22 protein-coding genes are annotated in these 20497 nt (G+C 70.8%); 12 read left to right on the top strand and 10 right to left on the bottom strand.

Features of this window, described 5'->3' with window-relative positions; translation table 11 throughout:
- Positions 1–251: 251 nt before the first annotated feature.
- The 3 genes from AZOLI_RS25755 to AZOLI_RS25745 all read right to left on the bottom strand — a co-directional run bounded on the left by AZOLI_RS25755 (position 252) and on the right by AZOLI_RS25745 (position 2938).
- Positions 252–1313, bottom strand: coding sequence for a YihY/virulence factor BrkB family protein (locus AZOLI_RS25755; RefSeq protein ID WP_014189584.1), 1062 nt, complete (start codon positions 1311–1313; stop codon positions 252–254).
- Between the two features lie 11 nt (positions 1314–1324).
- Positions 1325–2188 (bottom strand): DUF3618 domain-containing protein, encoded by an 864-nt coding sequence (locus AZOLI_RS25750; RefSeq protein WP_014189583.1) that lies wholly within the window; start codon positions 2186–2188, stop codon positions 1325–1327.
- A 150-nt stretch (positions 2189–2338) separates the two neighbouring features.
- The gene (locus AZOLI_RS25745; protein WP_014189582.1) at positions 2339–2938 is read right to left on the bottom strand and encodes a HupE/UreJ family protein; all 600 of its coding nucleotides are present in this window, start codon (positions 2936–2938) and stop codon (positions 2339–2341) included.
- Between the two features lie 230 nt (positions 2939–3168).
- Between AZOLI_RS25745 and AZOLI_RS25740 the strand changes: the two genes are divergently transcribed.
- From AZOLI_RS25740 to AZOLI_RS25715, 6 genes are all read left to right on the top strand, one after another.
- A complete protein-coding gene (locus tag AZOLI_RS25740; RefSeq protein ID WP_244442648.1) occupies positions 3169–4380 on the top strand; it encodes a nickel-dependent hydrogenase large subunit in 1212 nt (403 codons plus the stop codon).
- A 93-nt stretch (positions 4381–4473) separates the two neighbouring features.
- The gene (gene hypB / locus AZOLI_RS25735) at positions 4474–5517 is read left to right on the top strand and encodes a hydrogenase nickel incorporation protein HypB (protein WP_014189580.1); all 1044 of its coding nucleotides are present in this window, start codon (positions 4474–4476) and stop codon (positions 5515–5517) included.
- A 17-nt stretch (positions 5518–5534) separates the two neighbouring features.
- Positions 5535–5765 (top strand): HypC/HybG/HupF family hydrogenase formation chaperone, encoded by a 231-nt coding sequence (locus AZOLI_RS25730; RefSeq protein WP_014189579.1) that lies wholly within the window; start codon positions 5535–5537, stop codon positions 5763–5765.
- A 43-nt stretch (positions 5766–5808) separates the two neighbouring features.
- Positions 5809–6855, top strand: coding sequence for a hydrogenase expression/formation protein HypE (gene hypE, locus AZOLI_RS25725; protein ID WP_014189578.1), 1047 nt, complete (start codon positions 5809–5811; stop codon positions 6853–6855).
- Between the two features lie 133 nt (positions 6856–6988).
- Positions 6989–7711, top strand: a complete 723-nt coding sequence (locus AZOLI_RS25720) for a sugar transferase (RefSeq protein WP_052315476.1) — start codon at positions 6989–6991, stop codon at positions 7709–7711.
- A 309-nt stretch (positions 7712–8020) separates the two neighbouring features.
- Positions 8021–9448, top strand: a complete 1428-nt coding sequence (locus AZOLI_RS25715; RefSeq protein ID WP_014189576.1) for a S41 family peptidase — start codon at positions 8021–8023, stop codon at positions 9446–9448.
- 167 nt (positions 9449–9615) lie between these two features.
- On the opposite strand, the gene AZOLI_RS25710 is transcribed toward AZOLI_RS25715, so the two are convergent.
- Positions 9616–10380 carry a 4'-phosphopantetheinyl transferase family protein gene (locus tag AZOLI_RS25710; RefSeq protein WP_014189575.1) on the bottom strand — a complete coding sequence of 255 codons (765 nt, stop codon included), beginning with the start codon at positions 10378–10380 and terminating at the stop codon, positions 9616–9618.
- Positions 10381–10483: 103 nt separating this feature from the next.
- Between AZOLI_RS25710 and AZOLI_RS25705 the strand changes: the two genes are divergently transcribed.
- The 4 genes from AZOLI_RS25705 (at position 10484) to AZOLI_RS25695 (ending at position 13020) form a co-directional block, all read left to right on the top strand.
- On the top strand, positions 10484–11464 hold the full coding sequence (locus AZOLI_RS25705; RefSeq protein ID WP_014189574.1) for a phosphoribosylaminoimidazolesuccinocarboxamide synthase: 981 nt from the start codon (positions 10484–10486) through the stop codon (positions 11462–11464).
- An 81-nt stretch (positions 11465–11545) separates the two neighbouring features.
- On the top strand, positions 11546–11668 hold the full coding sequence (locus tag AZOLI_RS32740; protein WP_429725913.1) for a hypothetical protein: 123 nt from the start codon (positions 11546–11548) through the stop codon (positions 11666–11668).
- A 26-nt stretch (positions 11669–11694) separates the two neighbouring features.
- A complete protein-coding gene (locus AZOLI_RS25700) occupies positions 11695–12447 on the top strand; it encodes a phosphatase PAP2 family protein (protein WP_014189573.1) in 753 nt (250 codons plus the stop codon).
- 96 nt (positions 12448–12543) lie between these two features.
- Complete coding sequence (locus AZOLI_RS25695; RefSeq protein ID WP_014189572.1) at positions 12544–13020, top strand: hypothetical protein; 477 nt, start codon at positions 12544–12546, stop codon at positions 13018–13020.
- A gap of 30 nt (positions 13021–13050) precedes the next feature.
- On the opposite strand, the gene lhpI is transcribed toward AZOLI_RS25695, so the two are convergent.
- The 4 genes from lhpI to AZOLI_RS25675 form a co-directional block, all read right to left on the bottom strand.
- Positions 13051–13953: a bifunctional Delta(1)-pyrroline-2-carboxylate/Delta(1)-piperideine-2-carboxylate reductase gene (lhpI, locus tag AZOLI_RS25690; protein ID WP_014189571.1), complete on the bottom strand. Its 903-nt coding sequence runs from the start codon at positions 13951–13953 to the stop codon at positions 13051–13053.
- Positions 13954–13989: 36 nt separating this feature from the next.
- A complete protein-coding gene (locus tag AZOLI_RS25685; protein ID WP_014189570.1) occupies positions 13990–14373 on the bottom strand; it encodes a dihydroneopterin aldolase in 384 nt (127 codons plus the stop codon).
- A gap of 88 nt (positions 14374–14461) precedes the next feature.
- A complete protein-coding gene (locus AZOLI_RS25680) occupies positions 14462–15544 on the bottom strand; it encodes a site-specific DNA-methyltransferase (protein WP_044553174.1) in 1083 nt (360 codons plus the stop codon).
- 89 nt (positions 15545–15633) lie between these two features.
- Entirely contained in the window at positions 15634–16287 is a 654-nt protein-coding gene (locus tag AZOLI_RS25675; RefSeq protein WP_014189568.1) for a ribonuclease HII, read from the bottom strand.
- Positions 16288–16491: 204 nt separating this feature from the next.
- On the opposite strand from AZOLI_RS25675, the gene AZOLI_RS25670 reads away from it, so the two are divergent.
- Positions 16492–16989 (top strand): YchJ family protein, encoded by a 498-nt coding sequence (locus tag AZOLI_RS25670; RefSeq protein WP_014189567.1) that lies wholly within the window; start codon positions 16492–16494, stop codon positions 16987–16989.
- A gap of 257 nt (positions 16990–17246) precedes the next feature.
- On the top strand, positions 17247–17855 hold the full coding sequence (locus AZOLI_RS33680) for a cold-shock protein (protein ID WP_014189566.1): 609 nt from the start codon (positions 17247–17249) through the stop codon (positions 17853–17855).
- 87 nt (positions 17856–17942) lie between these two features.
- On the opposite strand, the gene AZOLI_RS25660 is transcribed toward AZOLI_RS33680, so the two are convergent.
- Positions 17943–19652 (bottom strand): ABC transporter ATP-binding protein, encoded by a 1710-nt coding sequence (locus AZOLI_RS25660; protein WP_014189565.1) that lies wholly within the window; start codon positions 19650–19652, stop codon positions 17943–17945.
- The gene (locus AZOLI_RS25655) at positions 19649–20482 is read right to left on the bottom strand and encodes an ABC transporter permease subunit (RefSeq protein WP_044553171.1); all 834 of its coding nucleotides are present in this window, start codon (positions 20480–20482) and stop codon (positions 19649–19651) included. The genes AZOLI_RS25660 and AZOLI_RS25655 overlap by 4 nt, the downstream gene beginning before the upstream one ends.
- Positions 20483–20497 lie beyond the last annotated feature (15 nt).

Genomic DNA, 20497 nt, shown 5'->3' with positions numbered 1-20497 from the left:
GCCGCCCGGATCGCCCGTGTTCGGATTTTGAGGATGTGCAGCCCATCAGGGGCTGGGGTCACAAACGCGAAAGCCGCCGCGGGTCGGTCCGGGCGGCTTCGGGAATGAGCGACAGATGCGCGTTCCTAGGCCGCCGGACGAAACCAGCGGCCAAAATATCGGGAGCGTCCGGAGGACGCGATGGAAAGCGCCTGTTGCATGACGGCGACCATAGCGCGTGGCCGCCGCCCTGCCAAGCGGCATTTTCGCGGTCAGCCCGCCTTGCGTTCGCCCACCGTGTCGGCGACATAGGCGTCGCGCTGACCCAGCGGCCGGGCGGGCCGGCCATCCCGGTCGGTGGTGTCGCGGGCGGTCTGGTGCTCGATCTCCGCGTTCAGCTCGGCCCCCAGCAGCACGACGTAGGAGGTCAGGTTGAACCACAGCAGCAGCACCACGACCGCGCCGACCGACCCGTAGGTCTCGTTGTAGCTGCCGAAGTTCGAGACATAGATGGAAAAGCCCAGCGACCCCAGCAGCCAGACCAGGGTGGCCGTCGCCGACCCCCAGCTGACCCAGCGCCATTGCGGTTCCCGCCGGTCGGGGGCGTAGCGGTAGAAGACGGCGAGCCCCAGGATGATCGCCACCGCCAGGATCGGCCAGCGGGCGAGGCTGGCGATCCAGCCGATGGGCGTGTCCTGCAGCCCGATGATGTTGATCGCGGCCGGCACCGCGACGATCATCACCATGGCGACGATGACGAACAGCAGGCCGGCGATCGTCAGGGCCATCGACAGCAGTGCCAGATGTATGATGCCGCGCGTCTCCTGCTCGCCATAGGCGATGTTGAGCGCCGTCACCAGCGAATTGGTGCCGCGCGACGCGCTCCACAGGGTCAGCAGCAGGCCGAAGATCAGGCCGAAACCCAGCCCCTGGGACGGGGTGGTGACCACCTTGCGGGCCTGGTCGCTGACGATGGACAGGGCTTCCGGCGGCAGCAGCCCGCCCATCTGGCTCAGCTGGTTCTCGATCAGCGCCGGGTCGGCGACGAGGCCGTAGATGGAGACCAGCGCCGCGACGGCCGGGAAGATGGCGAGCAGCCCGTAATAGGCCACGCCCGCCGCCAGCATCGACACGTTGTCCTTGCTCTGCTCGTCCCACACCCGCAGCAGGATGTCCTTCCATCCCTTCGCGGGAATGTCGGCCGGGCTTTCCGCCGACCGCCCGCCCCCGCCCCGGCTTCCGCCGTGCGCGTCATTGGCGGCGCGCCCGGCCGCATGGTGCGCGTTCGCACGGTTCCGGTGCTCGTAGTAATGGCGGCGGCTCAACCCCAGCATGATCCGTCCCCTCAGACCACGGCTTCGCGCAGCGCGCCGACGCTGTGGCGGGCGGTCTCCACGGCATGGAACTGGGCGCCGATGACGACCTGCAGATGATCGTCCGGCGCATCGCGCAGGGCATCGCGGAACAGGGCCAGCGTACCGTCCAGCCCGCTTTCCAGCCGCGCCAGCAGGTCGCCCCGCCCGGCCGTTCCGCCGACGCCCGCCACCACGCTGCGCGCGCTCGCCTCCGCCAGACCATGCAGGGGCGACCAGACCCGTCCGCCGTCCTCCGCGGTCTCGATCCAGCCGCCGCCGTTGCGCAGTTCGGCGTCCAGCGCCATGGCGCTGCGGTCGAGCTGGTCGGCCAGAGCCTCCAGCCGGGAGGACAGGGCCGGATCGGCGATGCTCATGTCGGCACGGCGGAAGGCGTCCGAGCCGTCGCGGCAGGCGGCGATCAGGTCGGTCAGCAGATGCCGGCTGCGCGGGTCCAGCTGCCGGCCGCGGGGATCGTAATCGTCGAATTCCGTGGTGGACTCCGGCGTGCGGGCGACCGCCCAGGCAAGCCAGAGGGCGCCGACGCCCATCAGCGCCACGGGGATCGGGTTGGCGCGGACGGCACGGGCGATCCGGCCGGACATGCCGTCGCCGCCGCCCTGGATGACGTCACGCACCACCTGCACCACCCCGCCCGACATCTGGCCGGGCGACAGGCGGAATTCGATCTCGTCGATCACCGAGTCCATGCGGGCGCGGATCGACTCGATCTCGTGTTCGATCTCTTCGGGCCGCCGGTTCTGCGTCGCTGTCGTGGCCCCGGCAGCGGCCTCGCGGTCGGAGGGAACCGACGCAGACGGAGCGGCGGACGGAATGGCGTCGTTGTGGTTGGTCATGCCGGACGTCTCCTGTGGGGGCTGCCGGCTTGCAACACCAGGGGGAGGCGATTGTTCCGGCCTGACCTGCACAGGCAAAGGGCCGGGAGGTCTCCCTCCCGGCCCCGTCCTTATGACCCGTCCTTGAACCAGGGAGTCCGCGGCCTGGGATCAGGCCAGCGTGACCAGCGCCACGCCGCCCAGCCCGATGGCGGCACCCAGGCCGCGCAGCACGAGCCCGCCCTTGCCTTCGCGGGCGACACCGCGCAGCGACAGGGCCACGGCGACGCCGGCCCCATGCAGCAGGGCGGTGGCGAGCGCGAAGCCCAGGCCGTAGAGCAGCGGCTGCGCCGCCTCCGGCATCTCGGCCCCGTGGGCATGCCCGTGGAACAGCGCGAACAGGGTGACCGCCGCCAGCGACACCGGCAGGGACAGGCGCGACTGCGCGGCGACCAGGGCGCCCAGCGCGACGACCGAGCCGGCGATCCCCAGTTCCACCGCCGGCAGGCCGATGCCGGCCATGCCCAGCAGGCCGCCGCCGATCATGGCGGTGACGAAGGCCGCCGGCAGCGCCCAGAGCGCCGCGCCGCCGCGCTGCGCCGCCCACAGCCCGACCGCCACCATCGCCAGCAGATGGTCCCAGCCGCCGACCGGATGCAGGAAGCCGTGGACGAAGCCGGCATCATGGGCACCGAAGGTGTGGGCGTCGGCGACGGCGGGCAGCACCAGCCCGGCCAGCAGGACGGCCGAAGCGAGACGGAAACGTTTCATGGACAAGCATCCTCTGATGTCGTGTCGCGCCCGCCACGGCTCTCTCCCCCCCGACGCATGGAGAACCGGGTCGCAGGGCGCGGTCGGGGTGAAGTGTAGCCAGAAAGCGCCATCTCGGCCATGGCCGAGAGACGGTTTCCGCCCCGCCGGATCTACGTATTTTGACGCAGGTCAATGAGTTGCCACCCGGTTCCGTCAGGATGGACCCGCCGCCGCCCCAGGACTTCACCATGACCGCAGCCACATCTCCCGCAGAGGGATCGGTATCCGTCCGGCTGGGGCTCGACGGCAAAACGGGCGCCGGCAAGACGGGCGCCGACACCATCGGCCGGGCCGAGGTCGCCGCCCGCCGCCCGCGCGCCGCCGCCGCCCTGGTCGGCCGCCGGGCGGAGGAGGCGGTGCGGCTGGCGCCCCTGCTGTTCAGCCTGTGCGGCACCGCTCAAGGGCTGGCCGTCGCCCGCGCCTGCGAAGCGGCGCTTGGGATGGACGCGGGGGGGATCGACGCGGCCGCGCAGGAGACCGCGCGCCGCCTGCTGACCGACGCGGAGGCCCTGGACAGCCATGGCTGGCAGGCGGTGGTCGAATGGCCGGCGCGCCTTGGCGCCCCTCCCCGGCCGGCTGCCCTGCGTACCCTGCGCCAGACAGTGTCCGCGGTCATGCCGGCGCTCTATCCGGCCAAGGACGGGCTGCGGCCGGGGGGCGGTGTCCTGCGGCCCGACGCGGCGGCCCTGCGCGGCGCGCTGGACCGGATGAATGGCTGGCTGGCGGCGGAGGTCTTCGCCGGACCGCCGCCGCGGGATGCCGACGAGCTCGCCCGCTGGGCCGGACGTAGCGCCAGCGATGCGGCGCGTCTGGCCGCCCGGCTGCTGAACCCCGATCTGGCCGGCTGGGGAACGGGCGGCGTGCCGCTGCTGAGCCAACGCGCGCCGGACTGGTTCGCCGCGGCTCTTGCCGGCGACCCGTCCTTTGCCACCCGGCCGCAGTACGAAGGCGGCCCGGCGCTGACCGGCCCGCTGGAACGTCAGGCGGCGCATCCGCTGGTGGTTTCGGTGACGGAGCGCTTCGGCGACGGGCTGGCCCGGCTGTTCGCGGCGCGGCTCGCCGATCTGGCGGAGTTGCCGCGGCGGATGGAGGCGGCCATCGCCGATCTGCGCCCAGCCGATCCGGCGACGGCGTCAGGTCCGGCGCCGGGCACGGGCTGCGGCGTGGCGGAGACGGCGCGCGGGCGGCTGGCCCATTGGCTGCGGCTGGACGAGGCCGGGCGGATCGCCGATGCCCGCATGGTGGCCCCGACCGACTGGAACTTCGCCGCCAACGGCCCGCTGGCCCGCGGACTGGCCGGTGCCGAGGTGAGCGGCCGCGACGATGCGGCGGAGCGGGCGCGGCTGCTGGTCGCGATGCTCGACCCCTGCGTCGCCTGCGGCATAGAGGTACACGAATGACGATCTCTTGCCGAAGCGGCCGGGCCGTCCGATGATGGGTTGCCGAACGGATGAAACGGTCGCTTTGCGGATCGAAGAGTGGGAGAGCGCGTGATGTGCACGGTTTGCGGTTGCGGAGAAGGCGAAACCCGGATCGACGGCAAGGCCACCGATGCGGAGCATGAGCATATCGGCCCTGACGGCAAGGTCTACCGACACCGCCACGGCGATGGGCACGGCCATGACGGGGGGCACGGCCATGATGGTGGGCACGGCCATGCCCACCACCATCACGACGACACCCACGAGCATGTCGCCCCCGACGGCACGGTGTTCCGCCACAGCCACACCGGTCACGCGCACCATGACCATGACCACGACCATGGCGACCATGATCACGTCCACGCGCACCACCGTCCCGACCGCCCCGACGCCATCGACGGCGGCGCCGCGCTGAACCAGCCGCGGCTGATCACCATCGAACGCGACATCCTGGCGAAAAACGATGGGCTGGCCGCCGTCAACCGCCGCCGCTTCGCCGAGCGCGGGGTGTTCGTGCTGAACCTGATGTCCAGCCCTGGTTCGGGCAAGACGACCCTGCTGACCCGCAGCCTGACCGACCTGAAGGGCCGCTTCCCCGTTGCGGTGATCGAGGGCGACCAGCAGACCAGCTTCGACGCCGACCGCATCCGCGCCACCGGCACCCCGGCGGTGCAGGTCAACACCGGCAAGGGCTGCCACCTCGACGCCTCCATGGTGGCGCAGGCCGCCGACAAGCTGGCCGCCGAGGGCGGATTCGCCGAGGACGGCGTGCTGTTCGTCGAGAATGTCGGCAATCTGGTCTGCCCCGCCGGCTTCGACCTGGGCGAGACCCACCGCGTCGTCGTCCTCTCGGTGACGGAGGGGGAGGACAAGCCCCTGAAATACCCGGACATGTTCGTCCGCGCCGACCTGTTGGTGGTCAACAAGATCGACCTGCTGCCCCACCTGACCTTCGATGTGGAGCGGATGATCGGCTATGCCCAGCGCCTGAACCCGTCGCTGGCGGTGATCCAGCTGTCGGCCACCACCGGCCAGGGGCTGGAGGAGTGGTACGACTGGATCGCCGACGGGCTGGCGGAGGCCCGCGCCTCCCACACCGCTTCCGCTGTCGTCTGAGCCGAAGGACCGCCGCCATGTGCCTTGCCGTCCCCGCCCTGGTCACCGCCCTGCTGCCCGACGACCGCGCCACCGTCAGCCTGGGCGGCGTCACCTCCACCTGCTCGCTGGAGCTGGTGGAGGATGTCGCCGTCGGCGATTACGTGATCGTCCATGTCGGCTACGCCCTGTCCCGCCTCGACGCCGAGGAAGCCGAGCGGACGCTCGCCCTGCTGGCCGAGGTCGCGGAAGCCGAAGCCGCGGCCTGACGCCTCCCCCACACGCACCCGCCGACCACCCGGACCACCCGCCATGACCGACCGCCGCCTCTTCACCCGCAAGCTCGACATCGCCCGCGGGGCGGTGGACATGACCCACGGGTCGGGCGGAAAGGCGATGGCGCAGCTGGTGCGCGAGCTGTTCGCCGCCGCCTTCGCCAACCCGTATCTCGACCAGGGCAACGATCAGGCCGCCTTCGACGTGCCGGGCGGACGGATGGTGATGACGACCGACGGCTTCGTCGTCTCGCCGCTGTTCTTCCCCGGCGGCGACATCGGCTCGCTGGCCGTCCACGGCACGGTGAACGACGTCGCCATGGCCGGCGCCGTGCCGCTGCACCTGACCGCCGGCTTCATCATCGAAGAGGGCTTCCCGCTCGCCGACCTGAAGCGGGTGGTCGACAGCATGGCCGCCGCAGCGCGCGAGGCCGGGGTCGCCATCGTGTCCGGCGACACCAAGGTGGTGGAGCGCGGCAAGGGCGACGGCATCTTCATCACCACCACCGGCATCGGCATGGTGCCGCCGGGCGTCGCCCCGTCGGGCGACCGGGCGCGGCCGGGCGACGTCATCCTGGTCAGCGGCACCATGGGCGACCATGGCGTCGCCATCATGTCGACCCGCGACAACCTGGGCTTCGAAACGGCGATCCTGTCCGACAGCGCGGCGCTGAACGGTCTGGTCGCGGCAATGGTGGCGGCGGTGCCCGACGTCCATGTGCTGCGCGATCCCACCCGCGGCGGGCTGGCGACGACGCTGAACGAGATCGCCCACCAGTCCGGTGTCGGCATGCGGCTGCGCGAATCCGACATCCCCGTTCGGGCGCAGGTGACGGCGGCCTGTGAATTGTTGGGGCTGGACCCGCTCTATGCCGCCAACGAAGGTAAGCTGATCGCGATCTGCGCGGCGGAGGAGTGCGACCGGATGCTCGCCGCCATGCGCGACCACCCGCTGGGACGGGATGCCGCCTGCATCGGATGCGTGGTGGAAGACCCCCACCACTTCGTTCAGATGGAGACCCGCTTCGGCGGCCGCCGGATCGTGGATTGGCTGACCGGAGAACAGCTTCCCCGGATCTGCTGACCCGTACCGGCGGGCTAACTCACCCTTTCCAAAAGTCCTGTCTTTTCGGCAGGACCCCTTTCGCGCGCTGGCCGTTGCCTCTCTCGGATGGTCCTATGCCCTGACCAGAGACGTTCAGCGACGAGAGAATATTATGGCGTTGTCCAACATCGCTCTTCTGGGCGCACCTCGCCTGGACCCCGGCCGCATGGCCGGCACCCGGTCGGCGATGCAGGCGATGGACCGGCTGCCCGGTTGCCCACCCCTGCACAGGCACCGGGTGAAGCGGGCCTTCGACATCGTCGGCTCGCTGGGGCTGCTCGCGCTGTTCGGGCCGCTGATGCTGCTTCTGGCCTGGATGGTGGCGCGTGACGGCGGCCCGGCGGTGTTCGGCCACCGGCGCGTCGGCGCCGACGGGCGACCCTTCACCTGCCTGAAGTTCCGTTCCATGGTGGTGAACTCCGCCGAGGTGCTGGAGCGGCTGCTCGCCACCGACGAGACGGCGCGCAGCGAATGGCTGGCGACGCGCAAGCTGCGCAACGACCCGCGCATCACCCCGGTCGGCCGCTTCCTGCGCAAGTCGAGCCTGGACGAGCTGCCGCAGCTGATCAACGTCCTGCGCGGCGACATGAGCCTGGTCGGTCCCCGCCCGATCATCGACGACGAGGTCCCCTATTACCGCGCCTGCTTCCCCTTCTACACCCGCTGCCGCCCCGGCCTGACCGGGCTGTGGCAGGTCAGCGGCCGCAGCGACGTCGATTACGTGCGGCGGGTCCAGCTCGACACCGCCTATGTGGTGGGTTGGAGCTTCTGGACCGACATCGGCATCATGCTGCGCACCGTGCGGGTGGTGGTGAAGGGCAGCGGCGCCTACTGAGCATCCTCACTCCCACCCTTCCGAAAGCACTCATCCCTTCACACCGGTCGCGCGTCCCATCGGGGCGCGCGACATTGCCGTTTGCGGACACCATGTCCGGCAGAAGACCTTATGCCCGTGCGAAGCAGCCTGCGCAGGAACCGATCCCCTGCCGCCGTCCCTATTGCATGACACTCTTGCCGAATCCGGGGTGGACTTTGAGAATGGCGGAACGACGTGCTAGGGTCGGGCCAACCGGCGAAACCCTGGTATAAGTGAACGATGAGCGTAAGACCGCCGGCCGGACCGGCCAGTCAAGAGGGGCCTAGAATGGCGAAGCTGCTGGCTGCCTTGCTGCTGATGATGGTGGCGATCGGGCCCGCCTGCGCCGTGGCGCCGACCAGCCGTGCCGACACCGTCGCGGCGCTCGACCGATACCGCACCGATTTCGCAAAGATCCGCGGCTATGGGTCGCTGTCCGCCTCCGACCGCAACTATGTCCTCTTCTCCGACGCCATGCGCCGCGTTTTGACGGAGCATGTGAAGCCCTTCGATCCGCAGGTTCTGGTCGACAAGGCGGAAGACGGGCTGAAGAAGAAGAAGGCGGAGAACCCGCGCGCCAGCGACCGCATGCTGACCGAAGCGGCGCTGGACAGCATGCTGGGCTCGCTCGATCCCTATTCCAGCTTCCTCGACAGCGAACGCTACCGCTACCTGCGCGAACAGACGCAGGGCGAGTTCGGCGGGCTCGGCATCGAGGTGACGATGGACGAGGAAAGCGGCCTGATCAAGGTCGTGTCCCCCATCGATGGCTCGCCCGCCGCCCGCGCCGGCCTGCGCAGCGGCGACCTGATCGCCCGCATCGACGACGTGGCGGTCAAGGGGCTGAACCTGCACGATGCCGTCGCCCGCATGCGCGGCCCCGTCGGCAGCTCGGTCGCCCTGTCGATCCGCCGCCCGCCGGCGACCGACGCCAACACCCGCGTCTCGCTGACCCGCGCCATCGTCAAGATCCAGCCCGTCCGTTACCGGCTGGAGGGCAACGTCGCCTATATCCGCATCGCCACCTTCAACCAGTCGACCTCCTCGGCGCTGGACGCGGCGGTGGAGGACATGCGCCGGCAGGCGAAGGGCCGGCTGACCGGAGCCGTCATCGACCTGCGCAACAACCCCGGCGGCCTGCTGGAGCAGGCGGTGCAGGTGGCCGACCGCTTCCTGGAGACGGTGGACATCGTCTCCGTCCGCGGCCGCGACCCGGAGGAATCCCGCTCCTACCGCGGCACCTCGGGCGACCTGCTGGCCGGGCTGCCGGTGGTGGTGCTGATCAACAGCGGCTCGGCCTCGGCATCGGAGATCGTGGCCGGCGCCCTGCAGGACCATCACCGCGCGCTGCTGTTCGGCTCGCGCTCCTACGGCAAGGGGTCGGTGCAGACGATCTCCTCGCTCAGCGTCGACACCGGCATCCGCCTGACCACCGCCCGCTACTACCGCCCGTCGGGGGCTCTGGTGGACTGCTTCGGCGTCTCGCCGAACCTGGAGGTCAAGCCGACCCACGGCAACACCGAGGAAACCCACCCCGACCCCGCCACCTGCGACGCCAACGCTCCGGTCCCGCCCAAGCCGCAGGTGTGGATGGCGCAGGACATGTGCCCCGACGTGATGGACAAGGCCCCGCGCCCCGACGACGACCGCCCCCTGGAATGCGCCGTCTCCGCCATCCGCAACCGCCTGACCGGCACGCTGGCCGGCGGGGAGTGAATCTCCCTCTCCCGCCCGCCCCGGGAGAGGGAAGGGGCCCATGCGGAGCATGGGAAGGGTGAGGGGTAGTGCGAGGAACCATGCGCTTCCGGTTCCTTGGATCACCCCTCACCCTCCCCACCTTCGGCGGGTCCCCTCCCTCTCCCGGGACGGGAGAGGGCGTTTTCCTACCCCACGAACTCCGCATCCACCACCCGCGTCTCAACCGCCCATCCCGTCCCATGCGCCGCGATGGCAGCGACGGTGCCCGGCAGCACCCGGCGGTCGAACAGGCTCCAGTCCGCCGGAAGCCCGACGTCCCCCCGCAGCCCCTCGCCGATCTCCAGCAGGGCCGGCGGCACGCCGGGCGTGACCTCCACCGCGAACTGGTCGAGCGGCATCGACAGCCCGACTCCGGCCGCCTTGATGAAGGCCTCCTTCCGCGTCCAGGCCAGCAGGAAGCCCTCGTCCCGCCCCTCCGGCCCCAGCGCCTGCAGGGCCGCGCGTTCGGTCGCGTGGAAAAAGCGGTCGGCGATGCCGTCGGCGCTTTCGATGGGCCGCAGCCGCTCGATGTCGACGCCGATCCGTCCCTGCGCCGCCACCGCGATGGCGAGGCTGTCCTCGCTGTCGCTGAGGTTGAAGGACGGACCGCCGGGCAGCGCCGGCTTGCCGTGCGTGCCGTAGTCGAAGGCCAGCTCCGCCGGATCGCGGCCGGTGCAGCGCCCCAGCAGCAGCCGCAGCAGCCCGCGGCGCAGCACGAAGCGGTCGGTCAGCCGTTCCATCAGAAAGCGGTCGGCGCGTTCCACCTCGTCGGCGGACAGCAGGGCGCGCATCGCACCCTTGTGCGCCGACAAGGCGGTGAGATCGGCGAACCAGACGCGGACGACTCCGGGCCTGGGGACATAATCGTCGGCGCACCCGCCCGCCGCCACCGTGACGTTCATGTCATGCATCGGACAGCGATCCTCCCTCTTGATTTAGCGTCCTGGCTCCGGCAGGGCTTTGGGGTATCATGCGCGCCTCTCGCATCCGCCCCAGCATCCGGACCAGGATCCCATGGTTGACACCGCCCTGCTCGCCCCGCACCTGACCAACGTTCTTCGCGACGCCTTCATCGCGGAGCTGCCCAATCATTACCGCGGCAAGGTGCGTGAAAACTACGACCTTCCGGACGGGCGGCGCATCCTGATCACCACCGACCGGCTGTCGGCCTTCGACCGCGCCCTGACCGCCATTCCCTTCAAGGGGCAGGTGCTGACCCAGACCGCGCGCTTCTGGTTCGAGGCGACGAAGGACATCTGCGCCAACCACGTCCTGGAATACCCGGACCCCAACGTCGTGGTGGCGAAGCGGCTGACCATCATGCCGGTCGAGGTCGTGGTTCGCGATTACATGGCGGGCACCACCGGCACCTCGATCTGGTCGATGTACAAGCAGGGCCGGCGCGAGATGTACGGCCACATCTTCCCCGACGGTCTGCGCCAGAACCAGAAGCTGGGCACCCCCATCATCACGCCGACCACCAAGGCCTTCGACGCCGGCCATGACGAGGAGCTGACCGCGACCGAGATCGTGGAGCGCAACCTGCTGACCCGCGCCCAGTGGGACGAGGTGTCGGACAAGGCGCTGGCCCTGTTCGCCCGCGGCCAGAAGATGGCGGCGGACCGCGGCCTGATCCTGGTCGACACCAAGTATGAGTTCGGCTTCGACGAGGACGGCAACATCCTGCTGGCCGACGAGATCCACACCCCCGACAGCTCGCGCTACTGGTTCGCCGCCAGCTATCAGGAGCGGTTCGAGGCCGGCGAGAAGCCGGAGAGCTTCGACAAGGACTTCGTCCGCAACTGGGTGGTCGCCCGCTGCGATCCCTACACCCAGGACGTGCCGGAAATCCCCGGCGACGTGGTTCTGGAAGCGGCCCGCGTCTACATCGAAGCCGGCGAGACCATCACCGGCCGCCCGTTCGAGCTGCCGGCGACCGCCGTTCCGATTCTCGACCGCATCCGCGCCAACCTGGCGCCCTACTTCACCAAGTAAAGGGCCGGGCTCCATGCGCGTCGCCATCCTCGACGCGCACCCCTGCCCGAAAACAGCCTTTGGCTTGACCTTCCCAACACGGTGCCGACGCCCCATCTGGGCTACGTGACGCGGGAGAATTACGCGGTGTTCTACCGCGACGCGCTGGAGGACATCCTGGCCTGGACGGCCGGTTCACCGGTGCGGCTGCTCTCTCCCGCCTGAACGGGAAACAGAGGCGGAGGGCACCGGTGAGCTGGCGGAACAGGGTTGGAGACGGCGTCCGGGGCGGTTTCTGGGCAAGCATCGGCCGGCATCAGCTGGGCATGCTGATCGGCATGTCGGTGGTCGCCGGCCTGCTGTTCGGCTTCGTCGAACTGGCCGGCGAGGTGATGGAGGGCGAAACCAGCGCCTTCGACAAGCGCCTGCTGCTGGCTCTGCGCGATCCGCTGAATCCCGACCAGCCCGGCGGCCCCTGGTGGCTGGCCCGGATGGCGCGCGACATCACCTCGCTCGGCAGCACAACCATCCTCACCATCGTCACCGTCGCCACGCTGGGTTTCCTGCTTCTGCTGCACAAGCGGGCGGCGGCGCTGCTGGTCCTGGTGTCGGTCGGCGGCGGTGGGACGCTCAGCACCCTGCTGAAGATGCTGTACGACCGCGCCCGCCCCGATCTGGTGCCGCACGGCGATCAGGTGATCTCCGCCAGTTTCCCCAGCGGCCACGCCATGCAGTCGGCCGTGGTCTACCTGACCTTGGGCGCCCTGATGTCCCAGTTCGTCGAGGGCCGGCGAACCAAGGCCTATCTGCTGACCTGGGCGATGCTGCTGACGCTGGTCATCGGGTCGAGCCGCGTCTATCTGGGCGTCCATTGGCCGACCGACGTTCTGGCCGGCTGGAGCGTCGGCGCCGCCTGGGCGGCCTTCTGCTGGATGATCGCCGAATGGCTGCAGCGCCGCGGCGCGGTGGAGCAGGATCGGCCGGAGGCGGCGGTGGGGCGCTGATCCGGCTGCATCGCACAAAAGGTTAACAAGCGGGTTGAATACGGACGCTTGCCCGCCGATAGTGTCGGCCCTAACCCTTTCGGATCAGGCCTCACCATGCCTCACGGCACCCTCGACCGCGAAACCCTCGAAGCCGTCGGCATCCTTGTCCGCGCGGTGGAGCGCGAGCGGGTGCCCGGCGTCCTGGAATGCCGCCTGCTGGCCAACGCCCTGAAGCGTACGCTGGAGAGCGGGCGGGAACGCGAGTTGACCGAGGCCTCGCGCGTCTTCCGCACGCTCGACGCCGAGCTGCGCGACCGCATCGTCGCCCGCGCGCGGGTGGAGGCGCAGCAGGCCCGTGCGGAAGCGAAGGGCATGGCCGCCGACCGCGAAGTGGTGACCCAGGAAGTCCCGTCGCTGCCCCGCCGGGCGGTCGAACCGAAAGCGCGTGCGGGCTCCAATTTCCTGGCGGCTCTCAACGGCTTGCGCCCGGCCACGGACGCGGGAAGCCGCGGCGCCGCCCGTGACCGCCTGCGCGCCGCCGTCGATTCCCAGCGCCGGGTGGGACAGCGGGTGGAGCCGACGCTGGAGTGAGTGGACGGGGCGGCAGCTCCGGCCGGTGCCTTACCCCTGCCCCAGCGCGCAACGCGCGGCGGCCAGATCCCACGCCGCGCAGCCGACGCTCTTGAACAGGCGCGGGCGCCCGTCGGTCGCGCGGCCGTCCAGTGCATCGACCAGCGACTTCACCGTCGCCCAGTCCACGCCGGCCTGGATGAAGTCGCCGGCCTCGTGGCGGGCGCCGGCGGGATCGTCGACGAACAGCTCGCTGCCATGGACGGCGGTCGGGCCGAACTCCGCCATCTCCGGCTTGAAGGCGCCGACGCCGACCAGCAGCCGGTCCGGGCACGGCGTCTCGTCATAGATGGGGGACAGGCTGGTGGTCAGCGCGATCACCACCCCGGCGGCCGGATCGACCGGGCCGCTCATCGGCCGCAACTCCACCCCCTGCCCCTCCTGCCTGGCGCAGAAGGCGGCGGCGCTGTCGATGCTGCGGCTGTGGACGTCGATGCGGATGCCGGGAAAGAGCGCCGCGAGCGCCGCCACATGGCCGGCCGACTGGGTGCCGGCGCCGAGCAGAGCCACGTGGCGCGGGGCCTGGGCCAGCGTGCGGATCGCCAGCATCGACACGGCGGCGGTGCGGCGCGCGGTGACGGTCGGGCCGTCCAGGATCAGCTGCGGCGCGCCGGTCGCGGCGTCGAAGGCGCTGACCACGCCATGGATGGTCGGCAGACCCTTGGCGCCGTTGCCTGGATTGACGTTCACCAGCTTGTGGATGGCGATGTCCGGCGCCGTGGCCGGCATCGACAGCAGCACGCCGCCGTCCGGCAGCGGCAGCACCTGCCGTTCCGGGCTGGCGATGCGGCCGGCGGCATAGTCGCGGGCGGCTGCGGCCACCGCGTCGCACAAGGCGGGGAAAGGAAGACGGGCGGCGGTCTGTTCGGCGGTGAGCACGGCGAGCAAGGACACAGGAGACGGCTTCCTCTCTTATGAGTTGGAAAACGGTCAGGCGCGGGCGCGCTCGATCTCCACGCCGACGCTGGCGGCGTCGGGAAAGACGTCCAGCTTCTCCACCCGAACCTTGGCCATCGTCACCCGCGCGTCGGCGAGGCAGCGCTCGGCGATGCGCTCGGCCAGCGTTTCCACCAGCGTGACATGGCCCTGGGTGACCACGCCCTTGACGATGGTCGCCATGTCCTCGCCAGTGACGCCGGGGGCGATCACCTCGAGGTCCAGGTTCAGGCGGATGCGCTGGGGCTTCGCCCGTTCATGGGCATAGACGCCGATCAGCGCGTCCATCACCAGATCGCGCACGAAACAACGGGTGGACAGCGCCGCCGGGGCCGAGCGAGGCACCGGGGCGGTGACGGTGGCGAAGAGCTTGTTCATGGACTGAAGCCCTAACACGACGGCGCCACCGCTGCCAAGCAGCCGACCGGGACAACGCCCATGCCGGACGGACAGGTCTGGGGCGGACTCAGTGCATTTCCGAACGGATGCGCTCGCGCAGCACGTCGATCGGGCGCAGATCCTCGCCCTCCTCATAATGCCAGAAGGTCCAGCCGTTGCAGGCCGGCAGGCCGGCCATGGCGGCACCCACCTGATGGATCGAGCCGCGATGGTCGCCGCGCGGGCCGGAGCCGATCAGCGTGCCGTCGGCGCGCACGCGGGCGGCGACACGGCGGCGCTGGTCGAACAGGGTCGAGCCGGGGCGCAGCAGCCCGCGCTCCACCACCCAGCCGAAGGGGATGCGCGGCGCGCTGCGCTTGGGCGGGGTGTCGAGGATCGCCGCCTCCGGCGCTTCCTCCACCGCGTCGATGCGGGCCTGCGCCGCCTTGACATAGGTGTCGTCGCGCTCCAGCCCGATCCATTTGCGGCCGAGCCGCTTGGCGACCGCGCCGGTGGTGCCGGTGCCGAAGAAGGGATCCAGCACCACGTCGCCGGGGCGGGAAGAGGACAGGATCACCCGGTACAGCAGCGATTCCGGCTTCTGCGTCGGGTGGGTCTTCTTGCCCTCCTCGTCGCGCAGGCGTTCGCCGCCGCTGCAGATCGGCAGCAGCCAGTCGCTGCGCATCTGAAGATCCTCGTTGAGGTTCTTCATCGCGTCGTAATTGAAGCGGTAGCGCGCATCCTTGTCGCGGGCCGCCCAGATCATCGTCTCGTGGGCGTTGGCGAAGCGGGTGCCGCGGAAGTTCGGCATCGGGTTGGTCTTGCGCCAGACGATGTCGTTCAGAATCCAGAAGCCCAGATTCTGCAGCGTGGCGCCGACGCGGAAGATGTTGTGATAGCTGCCGATCACCCACAGCGAGCCTTCCGGCTTCAGGATGCGGCGGGCGGCCGTCATCCAGTCGCGGGTGAAGCGGTCGTAGGTCTCGAAATCGTCGAACTTGTCCCACTCGTCATCCACCCCGGCGACGCGGGTGTGGTTCGGCCGCAGCAACTCGCCCCCCAACTGCAGGTTGTAGGGCGGATCGGCGAAGACGAGATCGACCGACGCGGGCGGCAGATCGTTCATGAGAGCGATGCAATCGCCGACCAGGATACGGTTTTCAGGGAGCATTTTACGACCGGCAAAGAACTGGGACTCGGCCGGACAATGAGTCGCGGCCGAGTCGCCGTCAACAGCTTTCTTTGCCAAGTGACGACGGCTCAGCCGCTTAGTGCCTTTTGCCGTTTCACTGGTGCAAAACTGACTCGGTGATGCGGCGTGACACCATGGCGGGTCAGCGCGTCCAGATGCTCGGGCGTCGGATAGCCGGCATTTCGATCCCATCCATAGTGGGGATACTGAGCCGACAACCGCAACATCTCGCTGTCGCGCGCCACTTTGGCGAGAATAGAGGCGGCGGCGATGGACTGGCTGCGGCTGTCGCCCTTGACGACCGCCACCCTCTCGCACGCGATATCCGGGGTGAACTTGCCGTCCACCAGCGCCGCGTCGGGCGGTGCGCCGGGCAGCGCCAGATAGGCCCGCTTCATCGCCAGCAGCGTCGCCTTGTGGATGTTCAGTTCGTCGATTTCCGCCGCCGACGCCTCGGCGATGGCGAAGGCGAGCGCGTGTGCCCGGATCGCCGGCTCGATCTCCTCGCGCAGGCGGCGGGTGACGGCCTTGCTGTCGTCGATCTGGGCGGCGATCTCCGGCGGCAGCCCTTCGGGCGGCAGCACGACGGCGGCGGCGACCACCGGGCCGCAGAGCGGGCCGCGCCCGACCTCGTCGATGCCGCAGACGCGGCGTCCGGGGCCGAAGCCGGCCTCCAGCGACAGGTCGGGGCGTGCGCGGGGAACGGCGGCTTTGCGGGGCATGTGCGGGCTGCCTTCCGGAAGGGGGTGGGATGGGGCCGCTTGATAGCGGCAGCGAATTCCGGGCGCAAGGCCGCGGCCACTTGCGTCAACCAAGCTCTTGAGAAGCGAAGCGCGGCTGCGCTATGGATGCGCCCCGCAAGCCCGCCGGCCCCTCCCGGACGGCGGCTGGCGACGCCGGACCACGCCATCACCCGAGAGCAGGCCATGACCGATACGACCCAGACCGCCGCCGAATGCCCCTGCCGTTCCGGCAAGCCGCTGGACGCCTGCTGCGGTCCCTATCTGGCCGGCATGCCCGCCCCGACGGCCGAAGCGCTGATGCGCTCGCGCTATTCCGCCTTCGCCACCGGCAACATCGACTATCTGCACGACACGCTGCTGCCCAGCACCCGCGACGACTTCAACCGTGAAGAGATCGAGACCTGGGCCAAGAACAGCGTCTGGACTGGCGTGGAAATCCGCTCGACCGAGGCCGGCCAGCCCGGCGACAGCGAGGGCATCGTGGAGTTCGTCGCCCGTTTCAGCATGAACGGCAAGCCGATGACCCATCACGAGACCAGCCGCTTCACCCACCAGGACGGCCGCTGGTTCTATGTGGACGGCCAGCTGGGCGCCCGCCCGCGCAGCGGACCGAAGGTCGGCCGCAACGATCCCTGCCCCTGCGGCAGCGGCAAGAAGTACAAGAAGTGCCACGGCGCCTGAGCCTGCACGCCTGACGGCGCAAGCCCTGAGTCGCGGTTGAATCGTCACGCCGCACCTGCACAATTTCGGCGAAATCGCCCCGCCCCGCCCACCGTTCGGGCGGCGGCGGTGCTTTTGTTGTGCGCGCATGCTCGAATCGCGCAATGACGATTGAATTATGGGGCGGAACCGATCATCCTTCGCTGGCCCTGTTCCGGGTCTCCCTTCTTTGGTGCTTTGCCGGGATGGGGTTTAACACGACAGATGAGACGATACTGATGTTCGACCGTCCGCAGCGCTCTTCCTTCCGCGCTCCTGAAATCACCCAGCGCGACATCCGCGCCACCGTCAAGTGGTTCAACGCCACCAAGGGCTTCGGCTTCGTCACCCCCGATGACGGTTCGCCCGATGCCTTCCTGCATTCCACGGTTCTGCAGTTCTGCGGACACGACAGCCTGCCCGAAGGCGCGACCATCACCTGCGACCTGTCGCGCGGCCCCAAGGGCCCGCAGGTCGCCACCATCCACGCGGTCGACACCTCGACCGCCGCTCCGAGCCGTCCGCGCGCCCCGCGCGAGCGTGACAGCTGGGGCAACGACGGCGGCTACGGCGGCGGCAACAGCTACGGCGGCAGCCGTGGCGGCTACGGCGCCGACAGCTACGGCGATTCGGACGGCGGCGAGACCGTCGACGGCACGGTGAAGTGGTTCAACGTGTCGAAGGGCTTCGGCTTCATCGCCCCGGCCACCGGCGGCAAGGACATCTTCGTGCACATCCGTGCGCTGGAGCGGTCGGGCATCAGCGGCCTGGACGACGGTGCGCAGGTCCGCGTCACCATCCGCCAGGGCGCCAAGGGCCCCGAGGCTCAGCGCATCGAGATGGCCTGATCTCTCATCGGTCGTTGTGATGTGAAAAAGCCCCCGCTCCGATGGAGCGGGGGCTTTTTCATGTCCAGAACGCGTCGATGAAGCGCTTTACGAATCCAGGAACGGCGCGCCGCCGTCGAGCGCCGTGTCCCAGTAATGGCAGGCCACATGGTGGCCGGGCGCCACCTCCTCCAGCGGCGGGACGGCCTGGGCGCAGAAGTCACGGGCCAGCGGGCAGCGGCGGCGCAGGGCACAGCCGCCGGGCGGGCTGAAGGCCGACGGCGCGTCACCCTCCAGGGCCGGACGTTCGCCAAGGGCCGCGGCCAGCATCGCCCGGCTGTAGGGATGCAGCGGCGCCGTCCGCAGCGTCTCGGCATCGGCGCTCTCCACCACCCGGCCGGACAGCATCACCATGCCGCGATGGGCATCGCGCAGCCCCTCCAGATAGCGGTCGGTCGCCATCACCAGCGCCAGACCGCGCCGGTCGCGCGCCGCCGTCAGCCGGTCGAGGAAGGCTTCGCGCTCCTCCGCCGACAGGCTGGCTGCGGGCTCGTCGGCGATCAGCACCCGCGGTTCCGGCAGCAGGGCGCGGGCAAGCCCGGCATGGGCGGCCTCCGCCTTGCCAAGTCCGCCGGGCAAGCGGAGCGCCGTGTCGGGGCGCAGGCCGGCCTCCTCCAGCGCCTCGTCGATGCGACGGTCGCGGCGGTCGGCGGCGATGTCGGGGCGCAGGCTTTCCAGCGCCAGGGCGAACTGGTCGCCGATGGTCATGGCGGGATCGAAGGAGGCGGCCGCGTCGGGGAACAGCGGCTGCAGATCACGCCGAGCGCGGCGCATGCCGCCGGGATCCGCATCCTCCCCCACCGCGTCGGCCGGCGGGGCGGCAGCGGCGGCAAGGTCGCGGCCCATCCACACCACCGCACCCGCCGTCGGCGGCGGCAGGCACAGCAGCGACCGGGCCAGCGTCGCCTTGGCGCTGCCGGTCTCGCCCAGCAGGGCCAGCGTCTCCCCCAGCCCGACATCCAGGTCGATCCCGTGCAGGACGGTCAGCGCCCGCGCCTCCCCCTTCGGGCCGGGGGCGAGCGGATAGGCCATGCCGACACCGCGGGCATGCAGCCGCGCGGTCCCCGGCGCCTCCATCGGTTCCACCGGGGCGATGCGCGGCGGCTCGTAGGGCAGCAGACGGCCGCGGCGCAGGGACAGCACGCGGTCGGCGGGGCCGGCGACGCCGTCCTCCGGCCGTCCGGCCAGGATCAGCGCCACCCCGTCCGCCCGCGCCCAGTCGGCCAGCCGGTGAAGAAGCCGCAGCCGCACGGTCGGGTCCAGCCCGGCGGCCGGCGCGTCGGCCAGCAGCACCGCCGGCCCCACGGCCGCCGCCATGGCGAACAGGCAGGCCCAGCGCAGGGAGTCCGGCAGTTGTTCGGGCGGCAGGTCGAACCGGCGGGCGGCGGGCGGCACGCCCATGCGGTCCAGCCCGTCGGCCATCCGGCGCAGCGCGCCGCGCAGGTCCAGTCCCAGATGATGGCCGACCACCTCCGCCACCTGCAGGGCCAGCGGCCGGCGCGGCGCCAATTGCCCGCCCTGGGCGATCAGCAGGCGCCCCTCGACACGGGCGCTGCCGGCCATGTCCACACCGGCCAGCGGCTGGCCGGCGAGCGCGCCGAGCAGGGCGGTCTTGCCGCTGCCGGCGCCGCCGGTGATCGCCAGCACCTCCCCCCGCTCCACCCGCAAGGTGGCGCGGTCGAGCAGCACGCGGTCGCCGACCATCAGGGTCAGCGCCTCCGTCTCCACCGGAGCGGATTTTGGGGCGATATGGTTCATTGCTTGGGATGTCCCACCACCGCGGCATCGGCGATGGCGCAGGCGGCCCAGAGGGCGAGCGCCAGCAGCAGGGCCGGCGGGACGAAGGCCACCGGGTCGCCCAACCGCGCCGCGAGCCCGACCGAAGCGCCCCAGCTGCCGAGCGCCGGCGGCAGGCCGAGGCCGAGCAGGCTCGCCGCGCTCTCCGCCGCCAGCACGCGCGGCAGGGCCAGCGTCCCGGCGGCCAGCAGCGGGCGTGCCGCGTTGGGGATCAGGTGACGGCGCAGCACTTCGCCTTCGGTCAGGCCGGCGGCGCGGGCGGCGGTCAGGAACTCCGCCCGCAGCAGCGCCGACAGCTCGGCATGGGCGAGCGCGGCGACGGCGGGGGCGGCGGTCAGCGCGGTGACGACGGCCAGCGGCCCGACCTCCCCCACCAGCCCGCCGGCCAGCCCGCCGGCCAGCGGCACCAGCAGGGCGAGCGGCAGGCCGGCCAGCCGGTGGGCGGCGGCGATGGTCCGCCGCTCCGCCCGGGCTCCCGACAGCTTGCCGAGCAGCCAGGCCAGCAGCGCCCAGCCGATGCCCAGCGCCCCGCCCAGCACCGCGGCGAGCAGCGCGAAGGACAGGCTGCCCCGCCCGTCGAGCAGGGCGGCGGCCACCGGATCGGCGTCCAGCCGGTGGATGGCGGCCCCGTCGGCCATCAGCGGCGCGGCAGCCGAGGCGAGCGCCAGGGCGACCAGCACCGCGGCGCCCGACAGGCCGCGGGCGAAGCCGGCGCGCGGCGGCACCGGGTGGGACGGCACCGGGTGGGATGGCGGTGATTGGGACGGCGGCGGTTGGTCGAGTTCGGCCATCGGGTCCCTTCGTCC

Origin of the sequence: Azospirillum lipoferum 4B (assembly GCF_000283655.1) — a bacterium.
GTDB lineage: Bacteria > Pseudomonadota > Alphaproteobacteria > Azospirillales > Azospirillaceae > Azospirillum > Azospirillum lipoferum_C.
The sequence above is the reverse complement of the archived record's forward strand: the minus strand, read 5'-3'. Positions and strand labels throughout refer to the sequence as shown.

Coding starts and splice junctions, on each gene's coding strand:
- AZOLI_RS25755 (WP_014189584.1), bottom strand. CDS start 1,313: ATGCTGGGGTTGAGCCGCCGCCATTACTACGAGCACCGGAACCGTGCG.
- AZOLI_RS25750 (WP_014189583.1), bottom strand. CDS start 2,188: ATGACCAACCACAACGACGCCATTCCGTCCGCCGCTCCGTCTGCGTCG.
- AZOLI_RS25745 (WP_014189582.1), bottom strand. CDS start 2,938: ATGAAACGTTTCCGTCTCGCTTCGGCCGTCCTGCTGGCCGGGCTGGTG.
- AZOLI_RS25740 (WP_244442648.1), top strand. CDS start 3,169: ATGACCGCAGCCACATCTCCCGCAGAGGGATCGGTATCCGTCCGGCTG.
- hypB (WP_014189580.1), top strand. CDS start 4,474: ATGTGCACGGTTTGCGGTTGCGGAGAAGGCGAAACCCGGATCGACGGC.
- AZOLI_RS25730 (WP_014189579.1), top strand. CDS start 5,535: ATGTGCCTTGCCGTCCCCGCCCTGGTCACCGCCCTGCTGCCCGACGAC.
- hypE (WP_014189578.1), top strand. CDS start 5,809: ATGACCGACCGCCGCCTCTTCACCCGCAAGCTCGACATCGCCCGCGGG.
- AZOLI_RS25720 (WP_052315476.1), top strand. CDS start 6,989: ATGGCGTTGTCCAACATCGCTCTTCTGGGCGCACCTCGCCTGGACCCC.
- AZOLI_RS25715 (WP_014189576.1), top strand. CDS start 8,021: ATGGCGAAGCTGCTGGCTGCCTTGCTGCTGATGATGGTGGCGATCGGG.
- AZOLI_RS25710 (WP_014189575.1), bottom strand. CDS start 10,380: ATGCATGACATGAACGTCACGGTGGCGGCGGGCGGGTGCGCCGACGAT.
- AZOLI_RS25705 (WP_014189574.1), top strand. CDS start 10,484: ATGGTTGACACCGCCCTGCTCGCCCCGCACCTGACCAACGTTCTTCGC.
- AZOLI_RS25695 (WP_014189572.1), top strand. CDS start 12,544: ATGCCTCACGGCACCCTCGACCGCGAAACCCTCGAAGCCGTCGGCATC.
- AZOLI_RS25685 (WP_014189570.1), bottom strand. CDS start 14,373: ATGAACAAGCTCTTCGCCACCGTCACCGCCCCGGTGCCTCGCTCGGCC.
- AZOLI_RS25680 (WP_044553174.1), bottom strand. CDS start 15,544: ATGCTCCCTGAAAACCGTATCCTGGTCGGCGATTGCATCGCTCTCATG.
- AZOLI_RS25675 (WP_014189568.1), bottom strand. CDS start 16,287: ATGCCCCGCAAAGCCGCCGTTCCCCGCGCACGCCCCGACCTGTCGCTG.
- AZOLI_RS25670 (WP_014189567.1), top strand. CDS start 16,492: ATGACCGATACGACCCAGACCGCCGCCGAATGCCCCTGCCGTTCCGGC.
- AZOLI_RS33680 (WP_014189566.1), top strand. CDS start 17,247: ATGTTCGACCGTCCGCAGCGCTCTTCCTTCCGCGCTCCTGAAATCACC.
- AZOLI_RS25660 (WP_014189565.1), bottom strand. CDS start 19,652: ATGAACCATATCGCCCCAAAATCCGCTCCGGTGGAGACGGAGGCGCTG.
- AZOLI_RS25655 (WP_044553171.1), bottom strand. CDS start 20,482: ATGGCCGAACTCGACCAACCGCCGCCGTCCCAATCACCGCCATCCCAC.